Raw genomic sequence first — 24,071 nt, forward strand, 5'->3', positions numbered from 1 at the left:
AGGCGGTTGGCGCGGTTTACCCGCGACACCCGGAACGCCCCACCCGTCAGCAATTTTCACGAGGCCCGGCCGCGGCACCCAGCGCCACGCCTCGACATCGACTCACGGCAGTAGCCGGCACGGCCGCCAGTTCAAAAATCCTTAACAACTTTTCCGGTGATAACGGGCTGCGTAATACGTTAGCCTCGGCACCACGTTGCCCCCGGAACTGCGACAACCACCCTCGGAATCACCCGCCAAAACCACCCCACCGAGCCGGCCCGTAACCTCGCGCCGGCAATTTGCCATTCCCGTCGACCGACGCGATCCGGCAACCTGCACCACCCCTCCGGGTGCACCGCCGATTACCCATCTCCCCTGGTCGAGAGCGATCCAGCCCACCCGTCCCGGCTATCGCCAGCCCGACCGTTTGTTCACGGAAAGGACCACCGTGCGACGTCGACCACCCCTACCGGGACGACTGCTGCCCGCATTTGCCACCCTGATCCTGCTGCCCTTGCTCGCCACTCCGGCCCACGCCGACATTCGCCCCGAAACGGTACGACTGCTCGCCAAGGCAGCCGCTGACGAGTGTTTTGCCGGCGTCGGCGTCGACTATCCCCCCGGACCGCCCTGCACCGTGGGACAGCCCAAGGTCAACCAGTCGTACGTCTGGGGGCTCGCCCAGGCCGGCCGCCGACTCTGGTTCGGCACCGGGGCGAACGTGCTCTGCCTGAAGCCCGAGGGCTACCAGGTCCGCGAACCGATCCTCAACGACGACTATGTCTGCGAGTTCGGTCAGAGCCAGCCGGCCCGGGGCAACCCCGCCCTGCCCGCCACCCTCGGCGACCACCGCACCCCCGAGGTCTACACCTACGACCTGGCCACCGAACGACTCACCGAACGCACCGCCGACATCACGTCCGCATCCCCGGCGGACGCGAACCTGCTGAACACCACCGCCGGCCTGCGTAGCGCCGCCGCCCACCAGGGCGTCGTACTGCTCGGTGGCCCGAGCGTGGTCGGCGGGGTGAACGTGTTCGCCTTCGACACCGTCACCGGCCGTTACCTCGGCTCGACCAACCTCACCGCGTACGAGAACATCCGGCACTGGGTGGTGGCCGGCGGCGTGCTCTACGCCGGGGTCGGGCTGGGCGCCAACGGTGGCGAGGCCGGCCGGGTGCTGCGCTGGACCGGCGACCGCACCGACCCGTTCGCCTTCACCGAGGTCGCCGACCTGCCCACCCAGGTCGCCGACCTCACCGAGCACCAGGGGCGGCTCTACGTCTCGACCTGGCCCAAGGCGATCGTCGACGGCTCGGTGGCCGAGCGCGCCGCAGCCGGCATCCTCCCGACGCCGCCCCCGGTCGGCCCGTCGTACTCCGACGTGGGCGAGCAGGCACCGCGCGCCGTCGGCGCCCTCCCGGCGGCGGGCACCGGTGACGGCACCGACCCGGCCGACCTGGCCGGTATCTGGATGAGCCCGCCGCTGACGGCCGGCGCACCCGGACTCAACCCGGAGGACGCCGGCAACTGGTCGCAGGTCTGGTCCGCCGCCGACTACGAGCCCGACCCGGTGGTCCGCCGGGCGTACGCCCTCGGTGGTCTCGCCTCCTACGGCGGCCGGCTGCACTGGGGGACCATGCACGTGCCGTTGCAGGCGACCGCCCTGCACCTGTCGGTGTACCCGCCGCGCAGTCAGGCGCAGCTCCAGGCCACGGTGCAGAACACCCAGCGGGCGTTCGCCGTCTTCCGCGGCCAGGACCTCGGTGGCGCACACGAACGGATCGAGACGCTCTACGGCGAGTCGACGCTGCCGGCGTACGACCCGACCGCGAACAACGGCGTCGGCGCGTGGGCCCCGGCCCCGACCGGGGCGACCCCGGTCTACGGCGGCTCCGGCTTCGGCGACCCGTTCAACCTGTACGCCTGGAAGATGGCGGTGGCCGGCGGCCGGCTCTACGTCGGCACCATGGACTTCGCCTACATCTCGCTGGAAGGTGAGATGCCGACGCCCCCGGCCGGCACGACGCCCAGCCCGCCGACCTTCGGGGCGGACCTATGGTCGTTCGACGCGCCCGGCCGGCCGGCCCGCGCCGTCGACACCGGCGGCTTCGGCAACCCGCTCAACCAGGGTGTCCGCACCATGGTCGTGGACGGCTCCACGCTCTATCTCGGGATGGCGAACCCGATGAACCTGCGCACCGACCCGACGCCCGGTGTCCCGAAGGGCGGCTGGGAACTGATCCGGGTGAGCCGACGTTGAGCCGGCCCGGCTGATCGTGGTCCGGCGGCCGGTGAGGTCCCCCACCGGCCGCCGGACCACCCGTCGGGCGGGCCACGGTCAGGGGGTGGCGAGAGCCTCGGTGGGGGCCAGCCGGCTGGCCCGGATCGCCGGGTAGAGCCCGGCCAACGCACCGATGCCGATCGTCGCCCCGATGCCGCCGGCCACCACCCACAGCGGCACCACCGTCGGCCACCCCTGTGAACCGGCGTAACCGGCGGTGACCAGGCCACCGAGCAGCACCCCGCCCAGCCCACCCAGGGCGGACAACAGCAGCGACTCGGCGAGGAACTGGGTGCGGATCTGCCCCCGGGTGGCACCCAGCGACCGCCGCAACCCGATCTCGGCCCGCCGTTCGATCACCGAGATGACCATGGTGTTGGCCACCCCCACCCCGCCGACCAGCAACGCCACCGCACCCAGCCCGAGCAGCAGACCGGTGAACGCCTCGTCGGTGGCCTGCTGGGCGGCGAGCGCATCGGACGGCCGGGAAACCTGGATCTCGTTGGACTGCTCCGGGTTGGCCGTCGCCGCCAGCACCGCCCGGACCGCCTCGACGTGCTGCTCGGCCGAGCGGGTGTAGATCCGGGTCGGGTGCCCGTCCAGGCCCAGGTAGGTGGTCGCGGCCGACCAACCGACCAGGGCCGACGAGTCGAGTTCCGGGGCGAGCGGGACCGGTCGCAGGATGCCGATCACGGTGAACCAGCGCCCGTCGAGGTAGACCCGGATGTCCGGCCCGGCCGCGCCGAGGCCGAGCCGCTCCGCGGCCACCGACCCGAGCACCGTGGCCGGATACCGCCCGGTGGCCTCGTTGAGCCAGGTCCCGCTGGCCAGTGAGGCGCCGACGGTGTCGAGCAGGTCCAGCTCCACCGCCTGGGTGCCGAGGCCACCGGTCTGCGCCGCCGGGATCCGGTCCGACCGGTAGACCGGCATGTCGGCCAGTTGGGCGGTCGCCGACACCTGGCGTACCGGGCCGATCCGGCTGATCATGCCGACCGCCTCGACCGGCAACTGGGCGTCCGCACCGAAGAGGGTGCTCCCCGGCGCGACGGTGAGCAGGTTGGTGCCCAGGGCGGCCAGCGTCCGGTCCAGGTCGGCCCGGGACGACGAGGAGATGCCGACCACGCTGATCATCGCGGCGATGCCGATGGCGATGCCCAGAGCGGACAGGAACGCCCGCAGCGGCCGGGTCCGCAGCCCCACGCCACCGACCCGCAGCACGTCCTGCGGGCTCATCCGGGCCGGTCGCAGCAGCTCCGGTCGCCCCGCACCGCTTCGCCGGGCCGCGCCCGTCGACCGCAGCGGCGTGGTGGTCATCGCAGCACCCCCTCGGTCAGGGCGGCGGAGTCCGCCACGATCAGCCCGTCGCGCATCTGCACCTGCCGGGGCAGGCTCGCCGCGATCTCCCGGTCGTGGGTGATCACCACGATGGTGGTACCGGCCGCGTGTAGCTCGTGCAGCAGCTCCATCACCCCCGCGCCGGAGCTGGAGTCGAGGTTGCCCGTCGGCTCGTCGGCCAGCAGCAGCGGCGGTTCACCGACCACCGCACGGGCGATCGCCGCCCGCTGCCGCTCCCCGCCGGAGAGCTGGTGCGGCCGGTGGTCCAGCCGGTGTCCCAGGCCGACCCGTCGCAGCGCCGCCTCCGCCCGCCGCCGCCGCTCCCGCCGGGGCACCCCGGCATAGAGCAGGCCGTCCGCCACGTTCTCCACCAGGGGTACGCCGGCAGCCAGGTGGAACTGCTGGAACACGAAGCCGATCCGGCTGGCCCGCAGCGCGGACAGTTCCCGGTCGGACAACCGCGCGGCGTCGTACCCGTCGATGTGGACCGCGCCCGAGGTGGGCCGGTCCAGGGTGCCGATCACGTTGAGCATGGTGGACTTCCCCGAGCCGGACGGGCCGACGATGGCCACCAGGGCCCCCCGGTCGACGCTCATCGACACCCCACCGAGGGCGGCGACCGTGTCGCCGTAGCGTTTCGTCACGTCACGCAGCTCGACCACGTGGTCCGGGTGGTCGGCCCGGGGCGGCTCAGTCACCGGGCATCCCCACGGTCAGCCCCTCGGTGACCGCGTCGCCGGAGACCTCCACCCGGCCGTCGGCGAACAGGCCGGTACGCACCGCGACGATCCGGGTGCCACCCTCCTCGACCACCTCCAGCCCGTAGCCGCCCTCGGCCAGGTTGAGCAGTGCCGCGACCGGCACGGTGAGCACGTCGGCGCGTTCCGAGGCGACGAGGCCGACGTCCACCGCCGCCTTGTCGTAGCCGGCCAGCGCCTTGGCGTCGTCCCCGGTGACGGTCACCTCGATCTTGGTGTCGGTCTCCGACTCCTTGCCCGTCGTCGCCGCCGAGGTCTGCACCACCGTCTCGACCGTGTCGACCTTGCCGGTGCTGCGGGTGCCGTCGGGCAGCGTGATGGTCACCTCCGCGCCCTTGCGGGCCAACCGCTGGTCCTCCACGTCGAGGGTGCAGGTGACCAGGCGGGTGGTACCGGTGGTCGAGAGGACCACCTTGCCCGCACCGACGGTGTCGCCCACCTCCACGCCGTGGCTCTCCACCCGGACCTCACCGGGGGCGTAGACGATCCGGCCCGGCTCGACCTGCCCGGTCTCCGGCAGACCCAGGTCCTCCTGCCAGTCCCGGACCGCGTCGGCGGTCGCCGAGGTGAAATCCTCGTCGACGGTGAAACCGTCGTGCCCGAGCGCGGCGAGGTTCTGCTCGAACTGTTTGACGTCGGTGCCGCTGACCCCGGAACGCAGCACCCGGTACGCGGGCAGGCCACCGTAGAGCAGCACCACCGGTTCGTCGTCGATCCGGTAGAGCGTCTTACCCCGCTTGACCGTCGCGCCGCCCTCGGCGAGCCAGGTGACCGTCCCGCTCAGCCGGCTGTCCCGGGCGCGCGGGGTGCCGTACCCCAGCTCGCCGTTCTTGGTCTCCCGGTCGACCAGGGTCTGCCGGGTGACCTTGGCGGACGACGGCGGCCTGCGGTCGGACGACGTCGCACGGTCGGCGTGGCCGTCACTGGCGAAGGTGACCGCCGTTGCCGCCACCGCCACCACGAGCAGCCCCGCCGCCCCGAGCAGGAACACCGGTCGCGGGCGTCGCCGCCGGACCGCAGACGCAGCCGGGCCGGTGACGGACGGGTCAGCGGATCGGGATGCGCCGGTCATGACGTCCCCCGACGTTCACCGAGGTTGGGCACGGTCTCCCGGCACTTGTCGAACGCGGTCCGCACCGCCGGGTCCTTCAGGTCGATGTCGGCCCGACCGGGCTGGATGCGGCCGTCGGCGGCCGGGTCCGGGAAGTTCGGCACGCCGTTCTCCCGCATGCACCGGGCCAGCTTGCGGACCTGCTCGACCTGGCCCGCGTCGAGCTGCCGGGGCTGCCCGCCGTTGGGGGCGAACTCGCGGCACTGCTGCAGCGCCGACTGCACCTTGGCCGGGTCCACGTCCGACCCGCCGTTGAACCGGGGCCCCTTCTGCCCCGGCTGCGGGTCCGGCACGTCGAGCCCCTGTTCCCGCAGACACGTGGTGAACTTGAGCTGGCGTTCCTCGTCGCTCATCGCCGCGGCGGCGGAGAGCGAGGGCTCCGCGCCGCCACCACCGGCGCTGGCCACCCCGGAGTCGTCGGCGGCATCGGACTGACAACCGCTCAGGGCGAGGACCGCCACCACGGGCAGGGCCAGGAGCAGGCTCAGCTGATTTCGTCGCATCGTTGGTCTCCCTTCCGACCGGCAGACAGCCGGCATTAGGGATAACTCAACTCCTGAGGCGGTATCCAGGGCGTAAACGGCAACGTTAACGCGGTGGTTATCCCGGCATAGGCGAGGATGGAACGGTGCGCGTACTGGTGTGCGAGGACGAGAAACTGCTCGCGGACGCGATCGCCGAATGGCTCCGCCGGGAGTCGTTCGCGGTCGACGTCGCCTACGACGGCGACGCCGCCCTGGAACGCATCGGCGTCAACGGGTACGACGTGGTCGTGCTCGACCGGGACCTGCCGGTCGTGCACGGCGACGACGTCTGCCGCGCCCTGGTCAGTGCCGAACGGGACACCCGGATCCTGATGCTGACCGCCGCCGCCGCCGTCCGGGAACGGGTCGCCGGCCTGGCCATCGGCGCCGACGACTACCTCACCAAACCGTTCGCGTTCGTCGAGCTGAGCGCCCGGGTGCACGCGTTGACCCGACGCACCCGCCCCGCCGCCCCACCGCAGCTGACCCGGGCCGGGATCGTCCTCGACCCGTCCCGGTTGCAGGTCACCCGGGACGGGAACTTCGTGCCGCTGTCCCGCAAGGAGTTCGGCGTGCTGGCCGAGCTGCTACGCGCCGACGGCGCGGTGGTCTCCGCCGAGGACCTCCTCGAACGGGCCTGGGACGAGCACATCGACCCGATGACCAACGTGCTGCGGGTCACCGTGATGAAGCTGCGGCGCAAGCTCGGCGACCCACCCGTCATCGAGACGGTGCCCGGGGTGGGATACCAGATCCGATGAGGAAACCGACCATCCGGGCCAGGCTGACCCTCATCTACGGTGGCCTGTTCCTGCTCGCCGGCACGGTACTGCTCGCCGTGACGTACGTGCTGGTGGACCAGCGGCTCGCCCACGGTCTCGGGTTCAACCTGCGCGGGACCGGTGGCAAGGAGTCGATCTCGCTGCCCCAGGGCACCCAGATCAACGCCAACCAGGCCGAACACCTGCGCGCCATCGTCCGCCAGGTGCAGGACGACGCCCGCCGGGACGCCCTCGACTCGCTGCTCACCCAGGGCGGAGTGGCCCTGGCCGTGGTGACCATCGCCGCGGTCGCGTTCGGTTGGCTGGTCGCCGGCCGGGCGTTGCAGCCGTTGCAGCAGATCACCGGCACCGCCCGTCGCATCGCCGGAGCCGACGGGGCCGGCCGGGGACTACACGAACGGATCGCCCTGGCCGGGCCGACCGACGAGGTGAAGGAGCTGGCCGACACCTTCGACCTGATGCTCGAACGCCTCGACCGGTCCTTCGACGGGCAGCGGCGCTTCGTCGCCAACGCCTCCCACGAGCTGCGTACGCCCCTGGCGATCAACCGGTCCCTGGTCGAGTTGGCGATCACCCGCCCGGACGCCCCGCCCGAGCTACGACAGCTCGGCGAGACCCTGCTGGCCGTCAACGAACGCCACGAACGGCTGATCGACGGGCTGCTCACCCTCGCCGACTCGGAGAACGCGCTGGCCGAACACACCGAGGTGGACCTCGCCGAGGTCGCCGGTCACGTCGCGGAGCAGACCGGCCGGTCCACCACGCTCGCCGTCACCCGCGAACTGGCCCCGGCGCGGACGGCCGGCGACCCGGTCCTGCTGGAACGGCTCACCCAGAACCTGGTGGAGAACGCCGTCAGGCACAACGTCGACACCGGCGGCTGGCTCTCGGTCGCCACGGCCGTGGTCGACGGTCGGGCCACCCTGACCGTCAGCAACAGCGGGCCGGTGGTGCCCGGGTACGAGATCGAGACGATGTTCCTGCCGTTCCGCCGGCTCAACCGGGAACGGGTCGCCGGTCAGCGGGGCTTCGGCCTGGGGCTTTCCATCGTCCGGGCGGTGGCGCGGGCGCACGGCGGAACGGTGCGGGCCGTCCCCCGCCCCGACGGCGGCCTGGTGGTCACCGTCTCCCTTCCCACCACCGGCTGACCCGGCTCCGCGCCCGACCACTGGTATGAGGGCCCGGGCACCAATGGCAGGTCGTGACTCGACACGAGCGCTGCTACTGCATCCATGGCCGCCGTCTCCGATAGTGTCCGGCCCGACACAGAGCGAGGTGGTCTCACATCGTCACCTCTGGAGGCAGGAAGGCTGCGATCGTGAGTCGGCAGGTGTCCCCCCTGATCACGGCCGCCAATCTGGGTACCCTGCTGTCACCGCTTGCGGCCGCGACCACCGTGGGCGGCATGACGTGGACCGCCAGGAGCCCCGTGATCAAGCAGGGCCTGATCCGGGTCGTCACCGGCATCGAAGCGCTCGCTCCGTGCCGGCTACGGATGACCGTCAACGAGCTGAAGCCGAGCGAGCCGGCGCTTCAGTATCTCGCCGGCGAGGGTCGCCTGGGCTTCTCCGCTCGCCGGCTCTGCCTGAACGCCCCGCATCCCCCGTTTCCCGGTACGCACAAGCACCGCAGCGAGCCCGGTGGCGGTGAAGAGGGCGCCTACGAACCAGACGACATCCCCACCGTTCCGCTGCAACCGAGGGTCGCACCCGGCACGTACCGTGCGATCCTGGAAGCGTTCGCTGCGGAGTGTTTCATCGCGATCGGGGACGACTTCATCTGGCGGGAGCCGTGAGGAGGGAGATGACCGTGGACGCCGCGACCGTCATCGGTGCTGTCCTCCGGGCCGTCAACGACAACACCGTCGTGCACCCCTACGGAGACGGTCTACTGGTCGATCTGCCGCTGACCTATGGCGACGGCGACGGCGTACGGGTGCTGGTCGAGCCGATGGGCTCCGGCTACCGGGTGACCGATCGTGCAGCCGCCGCTTCCCTGTTGGCCATGGCTGGCGTGAACCTGTTCGCCGGCCGCGCTGCCGAGGCATTTCGCGAGATCATGGCTGGAGGCGGCCTCAACGGGGTGAATGCGGCACCCGGTGAAATCACCACCTTCGGGGCCGCTGACGATCTGGGCAGGCTGGTGCTCGACGTCGCCCAGGCTTCCCTCCGCACCGATCAGCTGCGCTGGCTCGCCCCACGGCAGGCGGGGATGAGATTCGTCGATCGGGTCGCAGACCGGGTCACCGTCTGGGCTGGGCGTGGCCGTCAGCTTCAACGGGACGCTCCGATTCCGCTGGAGTCAGGACGGAACCGGCCGGTCACCCTGCGGGTCGCCAACGACAGTAAGGCGGCCTATGTCCAGGCTGTCAGCCTGCGCGACCCGGACCAGGCAGCCGAGCACTGCTACCACGTCTTCGGCCTGTCGACGATCGCGCGAGAGAGCCGGGTCGCGGCGCTGGACGGCTCGGCGCGCGACTGGCCGGCAGCGATCGTCGCCGAGTTGCGGACCGTCAGCGACGTCGAATTCTTCGATGACCCGCTCAGCCTCGAACGGCAACTCGACAAGGTCGTACCGCCCCCGCAGGCCGCGCTGCGATAGTGGGTGGGAGCGGTTCGCGGCCACTCACCCGGTACGACTCCGCACGTAGACCCCGCGCCCCTGATGCCCCTCCACCAGCCCTTCGGCACGCAACGTCAGCATGACCGAGCGGATGACCTGAGTGGAGACGCCGTACTGCGCACACAGTTGGGCGATTGACGGCAGCTTGTCGCCAGGTTGGAGGTCACCCGAGGTGATCCGTTCGCGGATCTCGTCGGAGATGCGTACGTAGTAAGGCGTCACGGACATGGCGGTGCTCCCTCGTCGGCACCACCATCTGACCACCGTTCCCTTATGACATCAAGTTCTAAGCGTGTCAGGGCTTGCACCTCTAACACTAGGCATCATATGTTGGGGACGAGCGGCCCTCGTCGGCAAAACAGGGTCGACTCATCCCCCGGGTCCCGCACCCGGACAGGGCCGGGGCAGCGCGTACGGATCGGCTGGAACCCCCTTCCAGGTTGGTCGGCGCGCTGCCCCGGCACCCACGTAGGCAGAGGAGACACGGTGGAGACGAGTACGGAGGTGCCGGTCGCCAGCGCGATACGGGCGGCCGAGCAGGTCGCCGCCGAGCTGCGGGAGACGTACCTCGAGGTGGCCGCCGGGATGGTGCTGCTGGAACGCGTCGGCGGGGGATGCACCCACCCGGCGCTCCGGCTGGCCCGACGCAGCGGCGGTGACGCCCTCGACCTGGCCGCCGAGGTCGATCAGCAGGTCACCGACGGGGTACGCCGGCTGCGGGTCGCCGCCGGGCACGTCGAGCCGGGCACCATCGGCGACCTCGTCGAGACGCTGGATACCGTCCGTGGCCGGTGGAGTGCGGCAGCCGGTCGGATTCGGCAGCTCCCGGGCCGGGTCACCGCCGCCGGCCAGCAGCTCCGCGACGCGGCCCCCGCCGAGGCCGCGCCGACCGACCCCACCGGGGTCACCACCCCACCGGGGCGGCACGACACCGAGACGACCGCGCGGCAGTGGCGGTGCGCCGCCGAGCAGCTCGACCTGATGGCCGAGTGTCTGGCCGCTGCCGTCGCCGCACTGGGGTCGTACACCGACGGGTTGTCAGGTGCGGCACCCCGACCGGCCAGGAAGGGCGAGACAGGATGATCTATCGAGCCGGGCGGCGGCTGCTGCCGCAGCACGTCCGCACCGTCACCTTCGGCACCCGTCGGTGGCGCGGCCTCGACCCCGAGCAGGTGTACGCCTTCCTCGACCAGGTCGCCGACGAGCTGGAACGGGTCACCCGTGACCTGGCGACCGCCACCACCGAGGGTGAGCGCATCCGGGTGGCGCTGCGGCGGTGGGGATCGGGGCACGCCGACTGCCGCCGGACGAGAGCGGCCCGGAACAGGTGGTGGCCACGGTGACCGACCCGTGCTGGATCATCCACCTGCCGACCAGGCTGACCAGTGTCGACGAGGTCGCCGCCCTGGCGATGGCGTTGCGTCGTTCGCTCGGGCACGTGCTCGCCGTCGACTTCGGCGAGACGACCCTGTCGCCGGAGGACCGGCAGTCCGTGCGTACCCGGATCTGGTGCGACGCCCCGCTCGGCGGCCCCGGCCGCTGCGGTCGCACCGCCGGCCACGACGGCGGGTGCGCCCTGACGACGGAATGATCGACTCAACGGGGCCGATGGTGCGGTGTCCGACAGCAGTGATGGCGCACTATCGGCCCGCGAGCCGCCCGACTGCCCCGCCCGCCGGGCCGGGTCAGACCGGCCGTCAGCTCGTGACGTCCTTGCGGGTGAAGCGCCAGAAGGCCAGCCCCCAGAACAGGGTGGCGTAGCTGATCGCCGAGATCGCGCCCCGGACCACGTCGTCGGTCTGCATCGGGGTGGACAGCAGGCCCAGCCAGGCGCTGCTGTAGTGGGTCGGCAGGAAGTCGCGCAGCGCCCCCAGCGCGGTGATCTGATCCAGGATGCTGGACAGGATCCACAGCAGCACCGCGCCGCCGACCGCGCCCAGCGCAGCATCCGTGATCACCGACAGCAGGAACGCCAGCCCGGCCACCACCAGCAGGACCACCGCCAGGTAGCCGAGCACCGCCAGCAGCCGTACCAGCCCCTCGGTCGGGGTCAGCTCGGCGGCGACCTGGCTGGTCAGCGGCGACCAGCCGTAGCGCAGGGTGCCGGCGAGCAGGGCCGTGCCGGCCAACAACAGCAGGGCCAGCCCGGAGTACGCCAGCGCCACCAGCAGCTTCACCGTCAACAGTCGGGCCCGGGGCACCGGCACCGCCAGCAGGTAGCGCAGGCTGCCCCAGCTCGCCTCGCTGGCCACCGTGTCACCGCAGAACAGCGCCACCACCACGACCAGCAGGAACGACGCCGACACCAGGATCGAGAAGAGGGTGAAGTTGAGCCCGCCCGAGGTGGCCAGGTCGGCGAGGCTGGAGAACTCGCCGCGCCCGCTGCCGTCGTCGTCCCCGGACTCGAACTGGAACGCCACCAGAATGATCAACGGCAGCAGCACCATGAAACCGAGTGCCAACTGGGTACGCCGCCGCGACGCCTGCCGGCGGAACTCCGCCCCGAACGGCAGGGTCGCCCCCGGCCGGTACCCGACCGCCGCCCCACCCGGCCCGAACGATCCCCGCCCGGACCCGCCCGGAGCCGTGCCGACGGAGGCCGAGCCGCCCGCCGTCGTGCCGCCGTCCGGTCCCCGGCCCGACGCCGAACCCGCCGCAGAACCTGCCATCACCGGTCACCGCTTCCCCGAGAGTTCTCGCCCACCAGGGCGAGGAACGCGTCCTCCAGGCGACGCCGTGGCACCACCCGGTCCACCCCGATCCCGGCCCGGACCAGCTCGGCCACCACCTCGCTGCGGGCGGTCCCGTTCGTGTCCACCACCAGCCCACCGGCGTCGTCGGCGGTCAGCACCTGCACCGCGTCGAGGCGACTCAGCACCGCCCGCGCGGCGGCCTGGTCGGTCACCTCGAACAGGGTGCTCGGCGACTCGCCGACGATCTCCTCCACCGGGCCCGAGGCGACGATCCGGCCCTTGTTGACCACCACCGCGTGCGTGCAGGTCTGCTCCACCTCGGCCAGCAGGTGACTGGAGACCAGCACCGCCCGGCCGTCGGTGGCGTACCGCTGGAGGACCCGGCGCATCTCGGCGATCTGCGGCGGGTCGAGCCCGTCGGTCGGCTCGTCGAGCACCAGCAGCTCCGGCAGGCCCAGCATGGCCTGCGCGATGGCCAGCCGCTGCCGCATGCCGTGGCTGTAGTTCTTGGTCCGCCGGTGCACCGAGTCGCCCAGGCCGGCGATCTCCAACGCCTCGTCGAAGTGCGCGTCGGCCCACGGCCGCCCGGTCGCCCGCCAGTACGCCCTCAGGTTGTCCAGGCCGGACAGGTGCGGCAGGAAACCGGGCCCCTCCACCAGCGCGCCGATCCGCGACAGCACCGGCGAGCCGGGCACCAGCCGGTGTCCGAAGACGTAGATTTCCCCGGCGGTCGGCTGGGTCAACCCCATCAGCACCCGCAGGGTGGTGGTCTTGCCGGCGCCGTTCGGGCCGAGCAGGCCCATCACCTGGCCGGGGTGCACCTCGAAGTCCACCCGGGACACCGCGACGAACCCGTCCGCGTACTCCTTGCGCAGGTCACGGACGGCGAGCGGGATGCCCGCGTACTCGGGATGGACGGAGTCGTCCTGGCGGCGGTGCCGGCGGCGGACCACGGCGACGACCACGACGAGCCCGCCCAGGATCGCGGCCAGCAGGCCGACCAGCACCCAGCGCCACACCGTGGCGGTGGTCGGGATCGGGGTGGCGGTGACCGTCGGCAGGCTCACCGCCCCGTCGACCGCCACCGTGTAGACGGCCGGCTCGGCAGGTGTGGTGTACGCCTGGTCGGCGGTGGCCAGCACCACCCGCAGCCGGTGCCCGGCCTCGACCCGGCGGACGATCGCCGGCAGGGTCACCTGGACCGGCTGCGCGGCGTCGATGGTGGCCGGCAGGCCGGTCAACCGGATCGGGGCGACCAGCCCGTCGGGCAGCGTCGCCGCACCGGCCGGGTCGACGTCGTAGAGCTTGGCGAACAGGACCGCCTCGCCGGTCGCCGACGCGGCCCGGACGGTGACGGTGGGTGCACCCACCACGTCCACCGCCTCGGTCAGCGGTGTCGACTCGAACCGGGCGTGCTGGCCGGGTACGTCGCCGGCGACCCCGTCGAGCAGGGAGCCGAGCGACCCGGCGAACGGGATCGCCGAGATCGCCGCCGGGTTGCCGTTGGGCGGGTTGGCGACCGGTTGGGCCGGCCCGGTGACCGGCACCTCGCGCCGGGCGTCCCCGGTCACCCCGGGATAGTCGGCGGTGCGGTAACCGGTGGCGACGAGGCCCCGGTCGAGGGCGTCGAAACCGGCGATCCGGGAGAACGTGAAGTCGTCGCCGGGGGCCGCGCCGGTGCCCTTGACGTAGTGGTCCAGCCACTGCACGGTCAGGTACTTCACCCGGTCGGAGTCGCTTGTCGGGCCGGTGCCGCCGTCGTGGCCGCCGGTGAACCAGGCCACCCGCACGGGGGTGCCGGCGGCGGCGATGCCGCGTGCGTTGGCGTCCGCCTCGGTGAGCGGGAAGAGGGTGTCCGCCTCGCCCTGCACCAGCAGGGCGGGGGCCTTGATCCGGCCCAGCACGTCGGCCGGGGAGGAACGCCGGAGCAGGTCCACCGCCGCCTGGTCGGCCCGCCCGGTGGTGGCGATCCGCAGGTACGCGGCGCAGACGTCGGCGGCGAACCGGCCACAGGACGGGTCGGCGGCGGCCCCCGGGGCGCGCGACGATCCGCTGCCCGGGCCGCCACCGGGCCGAGGGCTGGGCGCACCGGCCGACGCGGGTGCCCCTTCCGGCTGGGCCGCGGCGGTGTTGCCGGACAGCCCGGCCGGCCCGGAACCGGCGCTGCCGCCACCGCCGAAGAAGATGCCGGCCCAGCCCTTCTTGAACACGCCCTCGGTGGCCGGCTTGCCGGTGTTCTCCGGCAGGAAGGCGCGGGACAGATCGTTCCAGGTGATCATGGGGACGATCGCGTCGACCCGGGGGTCCTGCGCGGCCAGCAGCAGGGCCAGCCCGCCGCCGTACGAGCCGCCGACCACCCCGACCCGGGGGTCACCGGCGGCGTCGGTACGCACCTCGGGGCGGGCGGCCAGCCAGTCCAGCAGCCGCTGGGCGTCGCGCACCTCGTAGTCGGGGCTGTCCAGGTGGATCTGCCCGCCGCTGCGGCCGAAGCCCCGCGCCGTCCAGGTCAGCACCGCGTAGCCCTGCCCCACCAGGTCCTCGGCGTCGGCGCGGACGGAGTCCTTCGTACCGCCGAAGCCGTGCGCCAGCAGCACGGCCGGGACCTTCCGGTCGGCCGTAGCGCCGCGCGGCAGGTAGAGCGTGGTGTCCAGGTCGACGGGCTCGTCGCCGCCGGGCCCGGAGCGCACGGTGAGCGCGGTCGACTCGGTGCGGAAATCCGGCCGGTCCGGCCAGACCGCCCAGCCGACGACCCCCGCCAGCAGGACGACGCCCACCGACGCGGCGACCGCGCGGCGACCGGTGGGCAGGGCACGGCGGAGCCGGGCAGCCGACAGCGGCGATTTCATTCGGCTCACGGTACGGCCCGGAACCTGAGCGTTGGCTGAGATCCGCCGTACGTCCGTCCTGGTCGGCCAATCGTCGGCCGGACAGGTCAAACGCACAAGGTCACCCGGCGTTCACCCAGAACGAGTTCGGACTCCGTGAATTCACGCTTAATGCGCTATATCACAATGGAAACGAGCATGTCACTCCGACAACAGTACGGAGCGTGTCGGGAAGGTTGATGTCGCGTCACATCACTCGAAGTGACGCAAAACTGACCGGTGCAGACCTCCGGCCAGGGATCGCCCTTCGATTAGGTTCCGGTCCGACGCACGGGACCGAAGTTCCACGCCATCCCCGACCCCCTGCGCCGCCGCCGGAGGAGACCACCATGACCGTTCCCGCCTCGCGGGTCCGTCGACGGCCCAGGACACCGGGCCGCCTGTTGCCGTTGCTACTCGCCACCGCGCTGCTGCTGCCGGTGGCGTTCCTCGTCGTACGGGGTCACCAGTTGGTGGACGCCGACCGGGAGCTGGCCGAACGGGAACGCCTCGGCGTCGAGTACCTGCGCGTCCTCGGCCCGGTCACCGAGGCGCTGGTGAACGTGCAGACCGCCGCCGTCGCCGGCCGTTCGGTGCCCCGCGACGCCCTGGACCGGGCGGTGGAGGCGGCCGCAGCGGTCGACACCCGCATCGGCGGCGAGCTGCGCAGCACCGAGCGGTGGGCCGGGCTGCGGGCCAAACTGGAGGGACTGCCGAGCCGGTCACTCACCGACCCGGAGGTCGCCTTCACCGCGTACGGCGAGGTCACCGATCTGCTGTTGGCCCTGCACGGCAAGATCCGGGAGACCTCCGGCCTGATCCGGGACCCCGGCTCCGACTCGTACTTCCTCCAGGACGGCGTCGGCGAGGAGATGCCGGAGGCCGTGGTCGCCGCCGGCCGGCTCGTCGACCTGGCCGTGCTGATGCCACGACGACCCGCCGCCGAACAGGCCCGTTCCCTGGGCCAACTGGCGACCCTCCGGTTCGCCGCCCTGCAACCGGCGGGCGACCTGGTCGACGACCTCCAGACGGTGGTGGAGACCTCGGAGAGCGCCGGCATCGGCGCGGACGTGCTCACCCCGTTCGACAACTACCAGCGGGCGGTCGAGGCGTTGGCGGCGCTGTCCCAGCCAGACAACCGTACGCAAGCGGTCGACCTGACGAAACTCACCGCTGCCCGGAGCCAGGCGCAGACCGCCGCCCGGGAACTCCAGCCGGTCATCCTCGACGAACTGGACCGGCTCCTCCGCCAGCGCATCGACCAGCTCGACCGCGACGACCTGCTGATCCTCGCCGCCGGCGGGGTGGCCGTGCTGCTCCTGGCGGCGCTCGGCGCGAGCGGTTGGCTGCCGCGCCGCACCGGCACCCCGCCCGGCCGGGACACCGCACCCGGCGACCCGGCCGAAACCACCGCCGCCACCCGGTGGGAGCCGCCGACGCGGTCCGGTCGGCCACCGGCCGGACCGGTGCCGGTGCTCCAGCCGGTGGGCCAGAGCTCCGAACCCGACCGGTGGAGGCCCTTCGATGCTGCTCGGTAGGCTCCGGATCCGGGGCAAGCTGGCCCTACTGCTGATGGTCCCCCTGCTCTGCATGGTCGGGCTCACCGTGCCGGTGGTCTGGGACCGGGCCACCGTGGCGCAGCGGGCCGGCGACCTCGCCGACCGGGTCCGGATCGCCAGCCGGGTCGGCACGATCCTCCAACACCTCCAGCAGGAACGCCTGCTCGCCATCGGCCTGCTGCTCAAGCAGGTCGAGCGCACCGACCTGGTGCAGAAGGTCGCCGAGGTGGACGACCGGATCGCCGACCTGCGCGCCGAGTTCGGCGACGCCCTGCCGGCAGAGGTCGACACCGCCCTGGACGGGGTACGCCAACTGGCCGCCCTGCGGACGGCGGCGGTGGCCGGGCAGACCGGCCCGGACCAGCTCATGGCCGGATACGGGCCGGTGAACACCGCCCTGATCAACTCACTTCAGCTCCGCCTCAACGCGGACACCCGCACCCCGACCGGGCGGCAGGTGCTGGCCCTGGACGGCCTGCTGCGCACCGGTGAGAGCCTCAGCGCCGGCGCCACCCTGATCGTGCTGGTCGCCGCCCGGCCCAGCGCCCAGACCGTCACCGCCTACGTGGCGAACTTCGCCGTCCTCTCCGACGAGAGCGCCCGGCTCCAGGCCCTGGTCACCCCCGAGCAGCTCGACCTGCTCACCCTGGAGGAAGTGGCGGTCGCCAACCGCACCGGCCCGAACTTCATCAACCAGAGCGCCCTGGACCCGGCCACGGCGATCGGCTCGCTGGACGTGGCGACCCTCTTCCCCACCGTCTCCTCGATGATCACCCTGGGCCAGTTCGTGGAGAAGAAACTGGCCGCCGACGTCACCGCCGAGGTGCGCGCCGACCGGCAGGTGGCGCTCGCCGGGGCGTACTGGGTGACCCTGCTGATCGTCCTGGTCCTGATCGCGGTCATCCTGCTCACCATCGCGGTCGGCCGGGCGGTGGCCCGGCCGCTCACCCGGCTCACCCGCTCCGCCGACCGGGTCGCCCGGGTCGCCGAGTCCGAGCTGGTCCGGGTCGCCGACGACGAGTCGGAGACCGTCCCACCGGTCCGCCTCGACCCGGTCGACGTGGGTGCCCGCGACGAGATCGGCGACCTGGCCCGCGCCTTCGAACGGGTGCAGAACACCGCCGCCCGGCTGGTGGAACGGCAGGTGGCGAGCCGACGCAACGTGGCCCAGATGTTCGGTCACGTCGGCCGACGTACCCAGAACCTGGTCGGCCGGCAGATCGCCCTGATCGACCGACTGGAGCAGCAGGAGACCGAGCCGGGCCGGCTGGAGCACCTGTACCGGCTCGACCACATCTCCAGCCGGCTGCGCCGTAACGCGGGCAGCCTGGTGGTGCTCTCCGGCGCGGCGGGCGACGACGCACACGTCGCACCGGTCCCGGTGGCCGACGTGGTCCGGTTGGCGCTCGGTGAGATCGAGGACTACACCCGGGTGGACGTGCGGGTCCCCCCGGAGGTGGTCGCCGTACCGGCGATCATCGGCGACCTGGTGCTGGCCCTGGCCGAGCTGATGGAGAACGCCACCGTGTTCTCCCCGCCGCACACCCGGGTCGTGGTCACCGCCGAACCGACCGACGACGGTGCCCGGTTGGCCGTGATCGACCAGGGCATCGGCATGAGCGAGCAGCGGCTGGCCGAGGAGAACGCCAGGTTCACCCGCCGGGAACGGCTGGACCTGGCCCCGTCCGAGGTGCTCGGGCTCTTCGTGGTGGGTCGGCTGGCCCGCCGGCACGGCTGGGCGGTGGAACTCACCCCGACCGCCGGTGGTGGGGTGACCGCCAGCCTGGTGCTCCCCGGTTCCGCCCTGGTGCGCGCCACCACCGGGCGTCACGGGCAACCCGTCGCCCGCGCCGCCCTGTCCTCCCGGGACCGGCCCACCACGGCCGGCCCCGCCGTACTCCCGTCGCGGGACCGGGCCGGGACCACCGCCGCGCCCGGTGTCGACGGACCGGCCCGGACCGGCCGGACACCGGCCGTGCTCGACGCGACGCCGACCCGGCCACCCGTCGACGCGGCGCCGAGCCGGCCGCTGGTGGAGGCGGGGCCGACCTGGCCACTGGTCGACCCCACGGCATTGCCCGGATTCGATCCGACGCTGCTCAGCAAGGCGACCCGCAGCATGGAATCCGCCGGCCCCTGGGACGCGTTCGGCACCGTGCCGGCCGACCCGCAACCGGCCGCGCCCGCCGACACCGACCCGGTCGTCGCCGGGGCGGCCCCGCCGGTCCGGGGCACCGCCACGGTGACCCCGGCAGACGCCCAGCCCCGTACGACGGTCCCGCAGGCCACCATGCTCCCCACGGTCGCGCAGGCCACCCCGCTCCCCACGGACCGGCCCGCCCCGCCGCCCGGGATCCGGCAGCGGGTTCCCGGGGCCAGCCTGCCGCACACCGCCCCCGTCGTCGGCCCGGTGGACGGCACCCGGGCCGACCCGGCCGCCGCCCGCGCCCTGGTCGAGCAGTTCCAGTCCGGGGTACAGCGGGCCGAACAGGCAAGGCCCGCCGCCGCACCCCCAGCCGAGCCGGCGACACCCCGCCTGACCCGACGGGTACCAGGCGCCAACCTGGCCGTCTCACCCCCTCGGCAACCGCCCAGCCAGCATCCGGGAGATCCCGGCGAGGTCCGCGATCTCATCAACGCGTTCGAGACGGGCGTCGCCCGGGCTCTACGCGAAGTCCGTCCCGACCACCGCACTGAAGAAGGAACGACACGGTGACCAGCCCGCACGTACACGAGAACGTCGACTACCAGAACCACCCGGCCGGGGATCTCAGCGCGGAGGCGCGCACCTTCAACTGGCTGTTGGACTCGTTCACCTCCAGCACCGCCGGTGTCCTGGAGGCCATCGCGGTCTCCTCCGACGGGCTGCTGATGGCCATGTCGTCGATCAAGGACCGGTCCAACGCGGAACGCCTCGCGGCCGTCGTCTCCGGCATGACCAGCCTGGCCGGCGGTGCCGCCAGCTGGTACGCCCTCGGCGGGCTCAACCGGGTGATCGTGGACATGGCCGACGGTTACCTGCTGATCACCGCGATCAGCAGCGGCTCGGTACTCGGCGTGATCGCCGACCGGTCGGCCAACCTGGGCACCGTCGCGTACGAGATGACGCTCTTCGCCGGCCGGGCCGGCGGGGCGCTGACACCGAGACTCATCGCCGAGCTGAAGAACGCCGTTCAGCAATGACCCGGGACGCCGCCGGTGCGGAACCGGAACCCGAACCGTCGGTCCGGGTCCGCCCCTACCTGCGCGCCCCGACGGGGGACGGGACAGCGACACCGGTCCCCGCCCCCGAACCGCAGACCGACCGACCGGCCAGCCCCCGCCCGTTCGTACTGACCGCTGGACGGGTGGCCGGCGCGGACCCGGCCATCGGCCTGGAGACCCAGGTCACCGCCCGGTCCGAGCCGGCCCGGGCGGCGCTGCTGTCGGCCCTGCTCGCCCCCGAGCTACAGGCGATCGTCGCCCTGTGCGCTGAACCGATCTCGGTGGCCGAGATCTCCGCCCGGATGCGGCTACAGCTCGGCGTGACCCGGGTGCTGGTCGGTGACCTGCGGGCCGCCGGCCACCTCGACGTGCACGTCGGCGCCGTCGACGACGCATTTGACCCCGACCTCATCCTGCGAGTGATTGATGGACTCCGTGCGATCTCCTGAATGGCCGGTCGCCCCGCTCGGCGGGCTCGCCGCGAACAGTGCCTCCGCCCGCTACGGGCAGCCGGTGGGCGGCCCCCCGACGGCACCGCCGCACCCGTCGCCGCCACCGGCGTACCGACCGGCGGCGGCGACCGTGCCCGCGCCGGACACCCGTACCGGGACCGGGCCGGCCGTCGCCCCACCGATCCCGGTCAAGCTCCTGATCGCCGGCGGTTTCGGGGTGGGCAAGACGACCACGGTCGGCGCGATCTCCGAGATCGCCCCGCTCACCACCGAGGCCGAGATGACCAGCGCCGGCATCGGCGTGGACGATCCGGGGACCCGCAGCACGAAGACCACCACCACGGTGGCGATGGACTTCGGCTGCGTGACCATCGACCGGAGCCTGAAGCTCTACCTGTTCGGCACACCGGGCCAGGACCGGTTCGGCTTCATGTGGGACGACCTGGCCCGGGGGGCGCTCGGCGCGCTGGTGGTGGTGGACAGCTCCCGGCTGGACGACTGCTACCCGGCGATCGACTTCTTCGAGCGGGCCGGCCTGCCCTTCGTGGTCGGGGTGAACACCTTCGACGGTCGGCTGACGCACGAGCTGGGCGCGATCCGGTGGGCGCTGGCGATCGGTGACCACGTACCGCTGGTGCAGTTCGACGCCAGGGACCGGCTCTCGGTGCGGGACGCCCTGCTGGTCGTCCTGGACCGGGCACTGGACCGGGCGGTGCGGGAGAAGGGCATCTGAACGAATCGGCGCTCGGGGCCGTTTCCACGGGAGAGGGGGACGTCATGAGAGGTGGTCTGGACGAGACACTGGCCCGGCTGGCACGCCGTGAGGAGGCCCGCCGTCGCCGGTCGGCCGACCAGGGCGCGGAGGCCGACGACGGCGGGTCGACCCTGGCCTTCACGACCACCGGCCGGGCCACGACGGAACCGGTGCACCCGGCGACGGCACCGACCGGACCAGCGCACCCGGTGGCACCTGCCGGTCCGGGGCGCCCCGGTGCCGCGCCGGCGGAACTGGTCCGGGCCGGGCCCGGTTGGACCGGGCCGGGGGAGCCCGCCGCCGGCGGGTCCGACCCGGTCGAGGAGGTGGCCGAGGCGGTACGTCGGGTGGTCGCCGCCCACCCCGGGCTGACCGTGGCGCTGCGGGTCGAGTACGCCGGGCGGACGTACCCGCTGCGGATCGAACGGACCGAGCCCGGTGCCCGCAACGAGCGGGCGGAGCCCGGGGTGCAGGGCGGCAGCGACCCCCGGAACACCCCACCGCCTGCCTGGCCGCTGGCGGAGCGGACCCCACCGGCCTGGACGCCGGCCCGGGAGATGCCCGGTGTCGACCCGGCGGCCCGGCTGGCCGAGCTGATCCGTCGCGACCCGACGTTGCTCGACCACGACGGCTGACCAGCGGACCGTCCGCTGCGGCGGGCGGCTACTGTCGGGCGATGCCCGAACCGGACCTGACCCTGACCGCCAGCCTGCGCCCGGCCGCGCTGGACGCCCGACGCGGCATCGTCCGGCTGCACCCGGAGGTGCTGACCGCTCTGGCGCTGCGCCCGGGTGACCCGGTACGGCTGGCCGGCAGGCGGGTGACCGCCGGGATCGTCGCGCCCGCCGAACCGACCACGAGCGCCGCCCTGCTCTACGCCGACGATCTCACCCTGGGCAACCTGGGGCTGCGCGACGGCGGCCAGGTGACGGTCGCGCCCGCCCCGGTCACCCCGGCCCGGCGGGTGACCCTGGCCGGCCCGGTGGCGGTGGTCGCCGCGGTGTCCCCGGAGATGCTGCGACTCGCCCTGCTCGGCAAGGTCGTCACCGAAGGTGACAACGTCTCCCTGCTGCCCCAGGACGTCCTCCCCGACGCCTCGGTGCGCGGCCTGGTCGAGGCCGCCCGGCGCAGCCTCGCCAACACCGTCGGGTACGCCTGGACGAGCACCCTGCTGACCGTGGTCGCCGCCGAACCGGAGACCGGCGCCCTGGTGACCATGGACACCGTGGTCGGCTGGGAACACGGCCACGTCACGCACGGCTCCTACGGCCCGGCCCGACCACACCGGGATACCACCGCAGGTGCCGACCGTCCCCGGCCCGGCGGCCGGACCACCGACACTTCGGCGGCGGAGACCTCCGTTTCGGCGGCAGGGACCTCCGTTTCGGCGGCAGGGACCCCGACCGGTCCGACGGCCGGTGGGCCAACGGCCGGCACCGTCACCGAGGCGGCGGACGACGACGTGCCACACGTGGACGAGCTGCCCGGGTTACGCGCCCAGGCCGAGGAACTGACCGAACTGCTGGACCTGGGTTTCCACCACGGTGAGGTGCTGGGCCGGCTGGGCACCACGGTCTCGCTCGGTGTGCTGCTCAGCGGGCCGGCCGGATCGGGCAAGTCGGCGCTGGTCCGGGCGGTGGCCAGGACGGTCGGGGCCCGGGTCCGCCCGCTGTGGGCCCCGGAACTCGCCGCGCTGACCAACGACGCGGCGGCCCGCCGGTTGCGCGAGACGGTCGCCGACCTGGCCGACGGCGGGCCGGCCGTGTTGCTGGTCACCGACGTCGAGGCGCTGGCCCCGGCGGAGGAGGCCGGCCCGTTGGCCACCGTGTTCCGGCAGGTGCTCGCCGGGGCCGTCCGATCCGGTACGGCGGTGGTGTGCACCACGTCCCGCCCGGAGTCGGTCGACCCGGGGTTACGCGCGCCCGACCTGCTGTCGCTGCGGATCACGGTGCCGTTGCCCGACCCGGCGTTGCGCCGGGAGCAGTTGACCGTACTGACCCGGCAGGTGCCGCTGGCCGAGGACGTCCGGCTCGACGAGGTGGCCGGGCGTACCCCCGGGTTCGTCGCCGCCGACCTGGCCGCGCTGGTCCGGGAGGCCGGGGTGCGGGCGGCGCTGCGGCAGAAGACCGCCGAGACACCGACGGTGGCGATGGCGGACTTCTCGGCGGCGCTGGAGGTGGTCCGACCGACCACCATGGCGGCGTCCACGCTGGAACTGGCCACGGTCACCCTCGACGACGTCGGCGGCCTCGGTGAGGTGAAGCAGACCCTCACCGAGTCGGTGCTCTGGCCGTTGACCTACCCGGACACCTTCGCCCGGTTGGGGGTGCAACCACCCCGGGGGGTGCTGCTCTACGGGCCGCCCGGGTGCGGCAAGACCTACCTGGTGACCGCCCTGGCCGGGACCGGCCGGGCGAACGTGTTGTCGGTGAAGGGCGCCGAGTTGCTCTCCAAGTGGGTCGGGGAGAGCGAGCGGGCGGTCCGGGAGCTGTTCCGCCGGGCCCGCGAGGCCGCGCCGACGCTGGTGTTCCTCGACGAGATGGACGCGCTGGCCCCGGTGCGCGGCCAGGCCACCGACGGCGGTACGACCGACCGGGTGGTCGCCGCCTTGCTGACCGAGTTGGACGGGGTGGAGGCGCTACGCAACGTGGTGGTGATCGGGGCGACCAACCGGCCGGACCTGGTCGACCCGGCCCTGCTGCGCCCCGGCCGGCTGGAGCGGCTGGTGTACGTGCCGCCGCCGGACGGCCCGGCCCGCGCGGAGATCCTCCGGGCCGCGTCCCGCGCCGTGCCACTCGCCGAGGACGTGGACCTGGCGGCGCTCGGCGAGGAGCTGACCGGATTCTCGGCGGCGGACTGTGCGGCGCTGGTGCGGGAGGCGGCGCTGGCCGCGATGCGGGAGTCGCTGTCCGCTGCCACGGTCACCGCCGCGCACGTGGCCACCGCCCGCGACCGGGTCCGCCCCTCCCTGGACCCGGCGCAGGTCGCCTGGCTCGCCGCCTACGCCGACAAACACGCGGGCTGAACAGGGCCTGCTCCGGGTCGGCGGGCTTGGCGTGGTGGGCCGGCGGACTTCGTACGGTGGGCCAGGCCGGGGGCCTGCGGGCGGTGAGCCGGGCCGGCGGACTTCGCACGGTGAACCGGGCC

The 24,071-nt window shown here is 73.1% G+C and carries 22 protein-coding genes; 15 read left to right on the forward strand and 7 right to left on the reverse strand.

Going from position 1 to position 24,071, the window contains the following annotated elements; all coding sequences use genetic code 11:
* Nucleotides 1-430: 430 nt before the first annotated feature.
* Nucleotides 431-2,245, forward strand: a complete 1,815-nt coding sequence (locus tag AB0K25_RS10715; protein ID WP_308290924.1) for a hypothetical protein — start codon at nucleotides 431-433, stop codon at nucleotides 2,243-2,245.
* 78 nt (nucleotides 2,246-2,323) lie between these two features.
* Here AB0K25_RS10715 and AB0K25_RS10720 read toward each other — a convergent pair whose 3' ends face one another.
* From AB0K25_RS10720 to AB0K25_RS10735, 4 genes are all read right to left on the reverse strand, one after another.
* Entirely contained in the window at nucleotides 2,324-3,499 is a 1,176-nt protein-coding gene (locus tag AB0K25_RS10720) for an ABC transporter permease (RefSeq protein WP_208567933.1), read from the reverse strand.
* 77 nt (nucleotides 3,500-3,576) lie between these two features.
* The gene (locus AB0K25_RS10725) at nucleotides 3,577-4,263 is read right to left on the reverse strand and encodes an ABC transporter ATP-binding protein (RefSeq protein ID WP_208567932.1); all 687 of its coding nucleotides are present in this window, start codon (nucleotides 4,261-4,263) and stop codon (nucleotides 3,577-3,579) included.
* A 28-nt stretch (nucleotides 4,264-4,291) separates the two neighbouring features.
* Nucleotides 4,292-5,350, reverse strand: a complete 1,059-nt coding sequence (locus tag AB0K25_RS10730; RefSeq protein ID WP_308290925.1) for a peptidoglycan-binding domain-containing protein — start codon at nucleotides 5,348-5,350, stop codon at nucleotides 4,292-4,294.
* Between the two features lie 77 nt (nucleotides 5,351-5,427).
* A complete protein-coding gene (locus tag AB0K25_RS10735; protein ID WP_208567841.1) occupies nucleotides 5,428-5,973 on the reverse strand; it encodes a hypothetical protein in 546 nt (181 codons plus the stop codon).
* Nucleotides 5,974-6,098: 125 nt separating this feature from the next.
* Here AB0K25_RS10735 and AB0K25_RS10740 point away from each other — a divergent pair, with 125 nt between their 5' ends.
* The 4 genes from AB0K25_RS10740 to AB0K25_RS10755 all read left to right on the forward strand — a co-directional run bounded on the left by AB0K25_RS10740 (nucleotide 6,099) and on the right by AB0K25_RS10755 (nucleotide 9,377).
* Entirely contained in the window at nucleotides 6,099-6,755 is a 657-nt protein-coding gene (locus tag AB0K25_RS10740) for a response regulator transcription factor (protein ID WP_208567840.1), read from the forward strand.
* Nucleotides 6,752-7,924, forward strand: coding sequence for a HAMP domain-containing sensor histidine kinase (locus AB0K25_RS10745; protein ID WP_219464962.1), 1,173 nt, complete (start codon nucleotides 6,752-6,754; stop codon nucleotides 7,922-7,924). The genes AB0K25_RS10740 and AB0K25_RS10745 overlap by 4 nt, the downstream gene beginning before the upstream one ends.
* Before the next feature lie 170 nt (nucleotides 7,925-8,094).
* Nucleotides 8,095-8,571: a hypothetical protein gene (locus AB0K25_RS10750; RefSeq protein WP_219464963.1), complete on the forward strand. Its 477-nt coding sequence runs from the start codon at nucleotides 8,095-8,097 to the stop codon at nucleotides 8,569-8,571.
* An 8-nt stretch (nucleotides 8,572-8,579) separates the two neighbouring features.
* On the forward strand, nucleotides 8,580-9,377 hold the full coding sequence (locus tag AB0K25_RS10755) for a hypothetical protein (protein ID WP_219464964.1): 798 nt from the start codon (nucleotides 8,580-8,582) through the stop codon (nucleotides 9,375-9,377).
* Nucleotides 9,378-9,401: 24 nt separating this feature from the next.
* On the opposite strand, the gene AB0K25_RS10760 is transcribed toward AB0K25_RS10755, so the two are convergent.
* Entirely contained in the window at nucleotides 9,402-9,626 is a 225-nt protein-coding gene (locus tag AB0K25_RS10760) for a winged helix-turn-helix domain-containing protein (RefSeq protein ID WP_219464966.1), read from the reverse strand.
* Between the two features lie 258 nt (nucleotides 9,627-9,884).
* Between AB0K25_RS10760 and AB0K25_RS10765 the strand changes: the two genes are divergently transcribed.
* Genes AB0K25_RS10765 through AB0K25_RS10775 form a run of 3 tightly spaced genes read left to right on the forward strand, consistent with a single transcriptional unit; the run spans nucleotide 9,885 to nucleotide 10,989 of the window.
* Nucleotides 9,885-10,481, forward strand: a complete 597-nt coding sequence (locus AB0K25_RS10765) for a hypothetical protein (RefSeq protein ID WP_219464969.1) — start codon at nucleotides 9,885-9,887, stop codon at nucleotides 10,479-10,481.
* Entirely contained in the window at nucleotides 10,478-10,741 is a 264-nt protein-coding gene (locus AB0K25_RS10770; protein WP_219464972.1) for a DivIVA domain-containing protein, read from the forward strand. The genes AB0K25_RS10765 and AB0K25_RS10770 overlap by 4 nt, the downstream gene beginning before the upstream one ends.
* Nucleotides 10,729-10,989 (forward strand): hypothetical protein, encoded by a 261-nt coding sequence (locus tag AB0K25_RS10775; protein WP_219464973.1) that lies wholly within the window; start codon nucleotides 10,729-10,731, stop codon nucleotides 10,987-10,989. Before AB0K25_RS10770 ends, AB0K25_RS10775 begins: the two co-directional genes overlap by 13 nt.
* 106 nt (nucleotides 10,990-11,095) lie before the next feature.
* Here the strand turns inward: AB0K25_RS10775 and AB0K25_RS10780 are convergent, their stop codons facing one another.
* Nucleotides 11,096-12,067, reverse strand: a complete 972-nt coding sequence (locus AB0K25_RS10780; protein WP_363819711.1) for an ABC transporter permease subunit — start codon at nucleotides 12,065-12,067, stop codon at nucleotides 11,096-11,098.
* Nucleotides 12,067-14,937 carry an alpha/beta fold hydrolase gene (locus AB0K25_RS10785; protein WP_363819714.1) on the reverse strand — a complete coding sequence of 957 codons (2,871 nt, stop codon included), beginning with the start codon at nucleotides 14,935-14,937 and terminating at the stop codon, nucleotides 12,067-12,069. Before AB0K25_RS10785 ends, AB0K25_RS10780 begins: the two co-directional genes overlap by 1 nt.
* A gap of 368 nt (nucleotides 14,938-15,305) precedes the next feature.
* Between AB0K25_RS10785 and AB0K25_RS10790 the strand changes: the two genes are divergently transcribed.
* The 7 genes from AB0K25_RS10790 to AB0K25_RS10820 are packed head-to-tail and all read left to right on the forward strand — an operon-like array spanning nucleotide 15,306 to nucleotide 23,949.
* Nucleotides 15,306-16,493 carry a hypothetical protein gene (locus AB0K25_RS10790; protein WP_219464975.1) on the forward strand — a complete coding sequence of 396 codons (1,188 nt, stop codon included), beginning with the start codon at nucleotides 15,306-15,308 and terminating at the stop codon, nucleotides 16,491-16,493.
* Nucleotides 16,480-19,230, forward strand: a complete 2,751-nt coding sequence (locus tag AB0K25_RS10795; RefSeq protein ID WP_363819717.1) for a nitrate- and nitrite sensing domain-containing protein — start codon at nucleotides 16,480-16,482, stop codon at nucleotides 19,228-19,230. The genes AB0K25_RS10790 and AB0K25_RS10795 overlap by 14 nt, the downstream gene beginning before the upstream one ends.
* Nucleotides 19,227-19,697 carry a roadblock/LC7 domain-containing protein gene (locus tag AB0K25_RS10800; RefSeq protein ID WP_208567835.1) on the forward strand — a complete coding sequence of 157 codons (471 nt, stop codon included), beginning with the start codon at nucleotides 19,227-19,229 and terminating at the stop codon, nucleotides 19,695-19,697. Before AB0K25_RS10795 ends, AB0K25_RS10800 begins: the two co-directional genes overlap by 4 nt.
* Nucleotides 19,694-20,167 carry a DUF742 domain-containing protein gene (locus AB0K25_RS10805; RefSeq protein ID WP_208567834.1) on the forward strand — a complete coding sequence of 158 codons (474 nt, stop codon included), beginning with the start codon at nucleotides 19,694-19,696 and terminating at the stop codon, nucleotides 20,165-20,167. The genes AB0K25_RS10800 and AB0K25_RS10805 overlap by 4 nt, the downstream gene beginning before the upstream one ends.
* Nucleotides 20,145-20,903 carry an ATP/GTP-binding protein gene (locus tag AB0K25_RS10810; protein WP_363819721.1) on the forward strand — a complete coding sequence of 253 codons (759 nt, stop codon included), beginning with the start codon at nucleotides 20,145-20,147 and terminating at the stop codon, nucleotides 20,901-20,903. The genes AB0K25_RS10805 and AB0K25_RS10810 overlap by 23 nt, the downstream gene beginning before the upstream one ends.
* 44 nt (nucleotides 20,904-20,947) lie before the next feature.
* Complete coding sequence (locus tag AB0K25_RS10815; RefSeq protein ID WP_219464978.1) at nucleotides 20,948-21,559, forward strand: hypothetical protein; 612 nt, start codon at nucleotides 20,948-20,950, stop codon at nucleotides 21,557-21,559.
* A gap of 41 nt (nucleotides 21,560-21,600) precedes the next feature.
* Nucleotides 21,601-23,949, forward strand: a complete 2,349-nt coding sequence (locus tag AB0K25_RS10820; protein ID WP_363819724.1) for an AAA family ATPase — start codon at nucleotides 21,601-21,603, stop codon at nucleotides 23,947-23,949.
* Nucleotides 23,950-24,071: the final 122 nt, after the last annotated feature.

Source organism: Micromonospora sp. NPDC049257 (assembly GCF_040678915.1).
Taxonomy (GTDB): Bacteria; Actinomycetota; Actinomycetes; order Mycobacteriales; family Micromonosporaceae; genus Micromonospora; species Micromonospora antibiotica.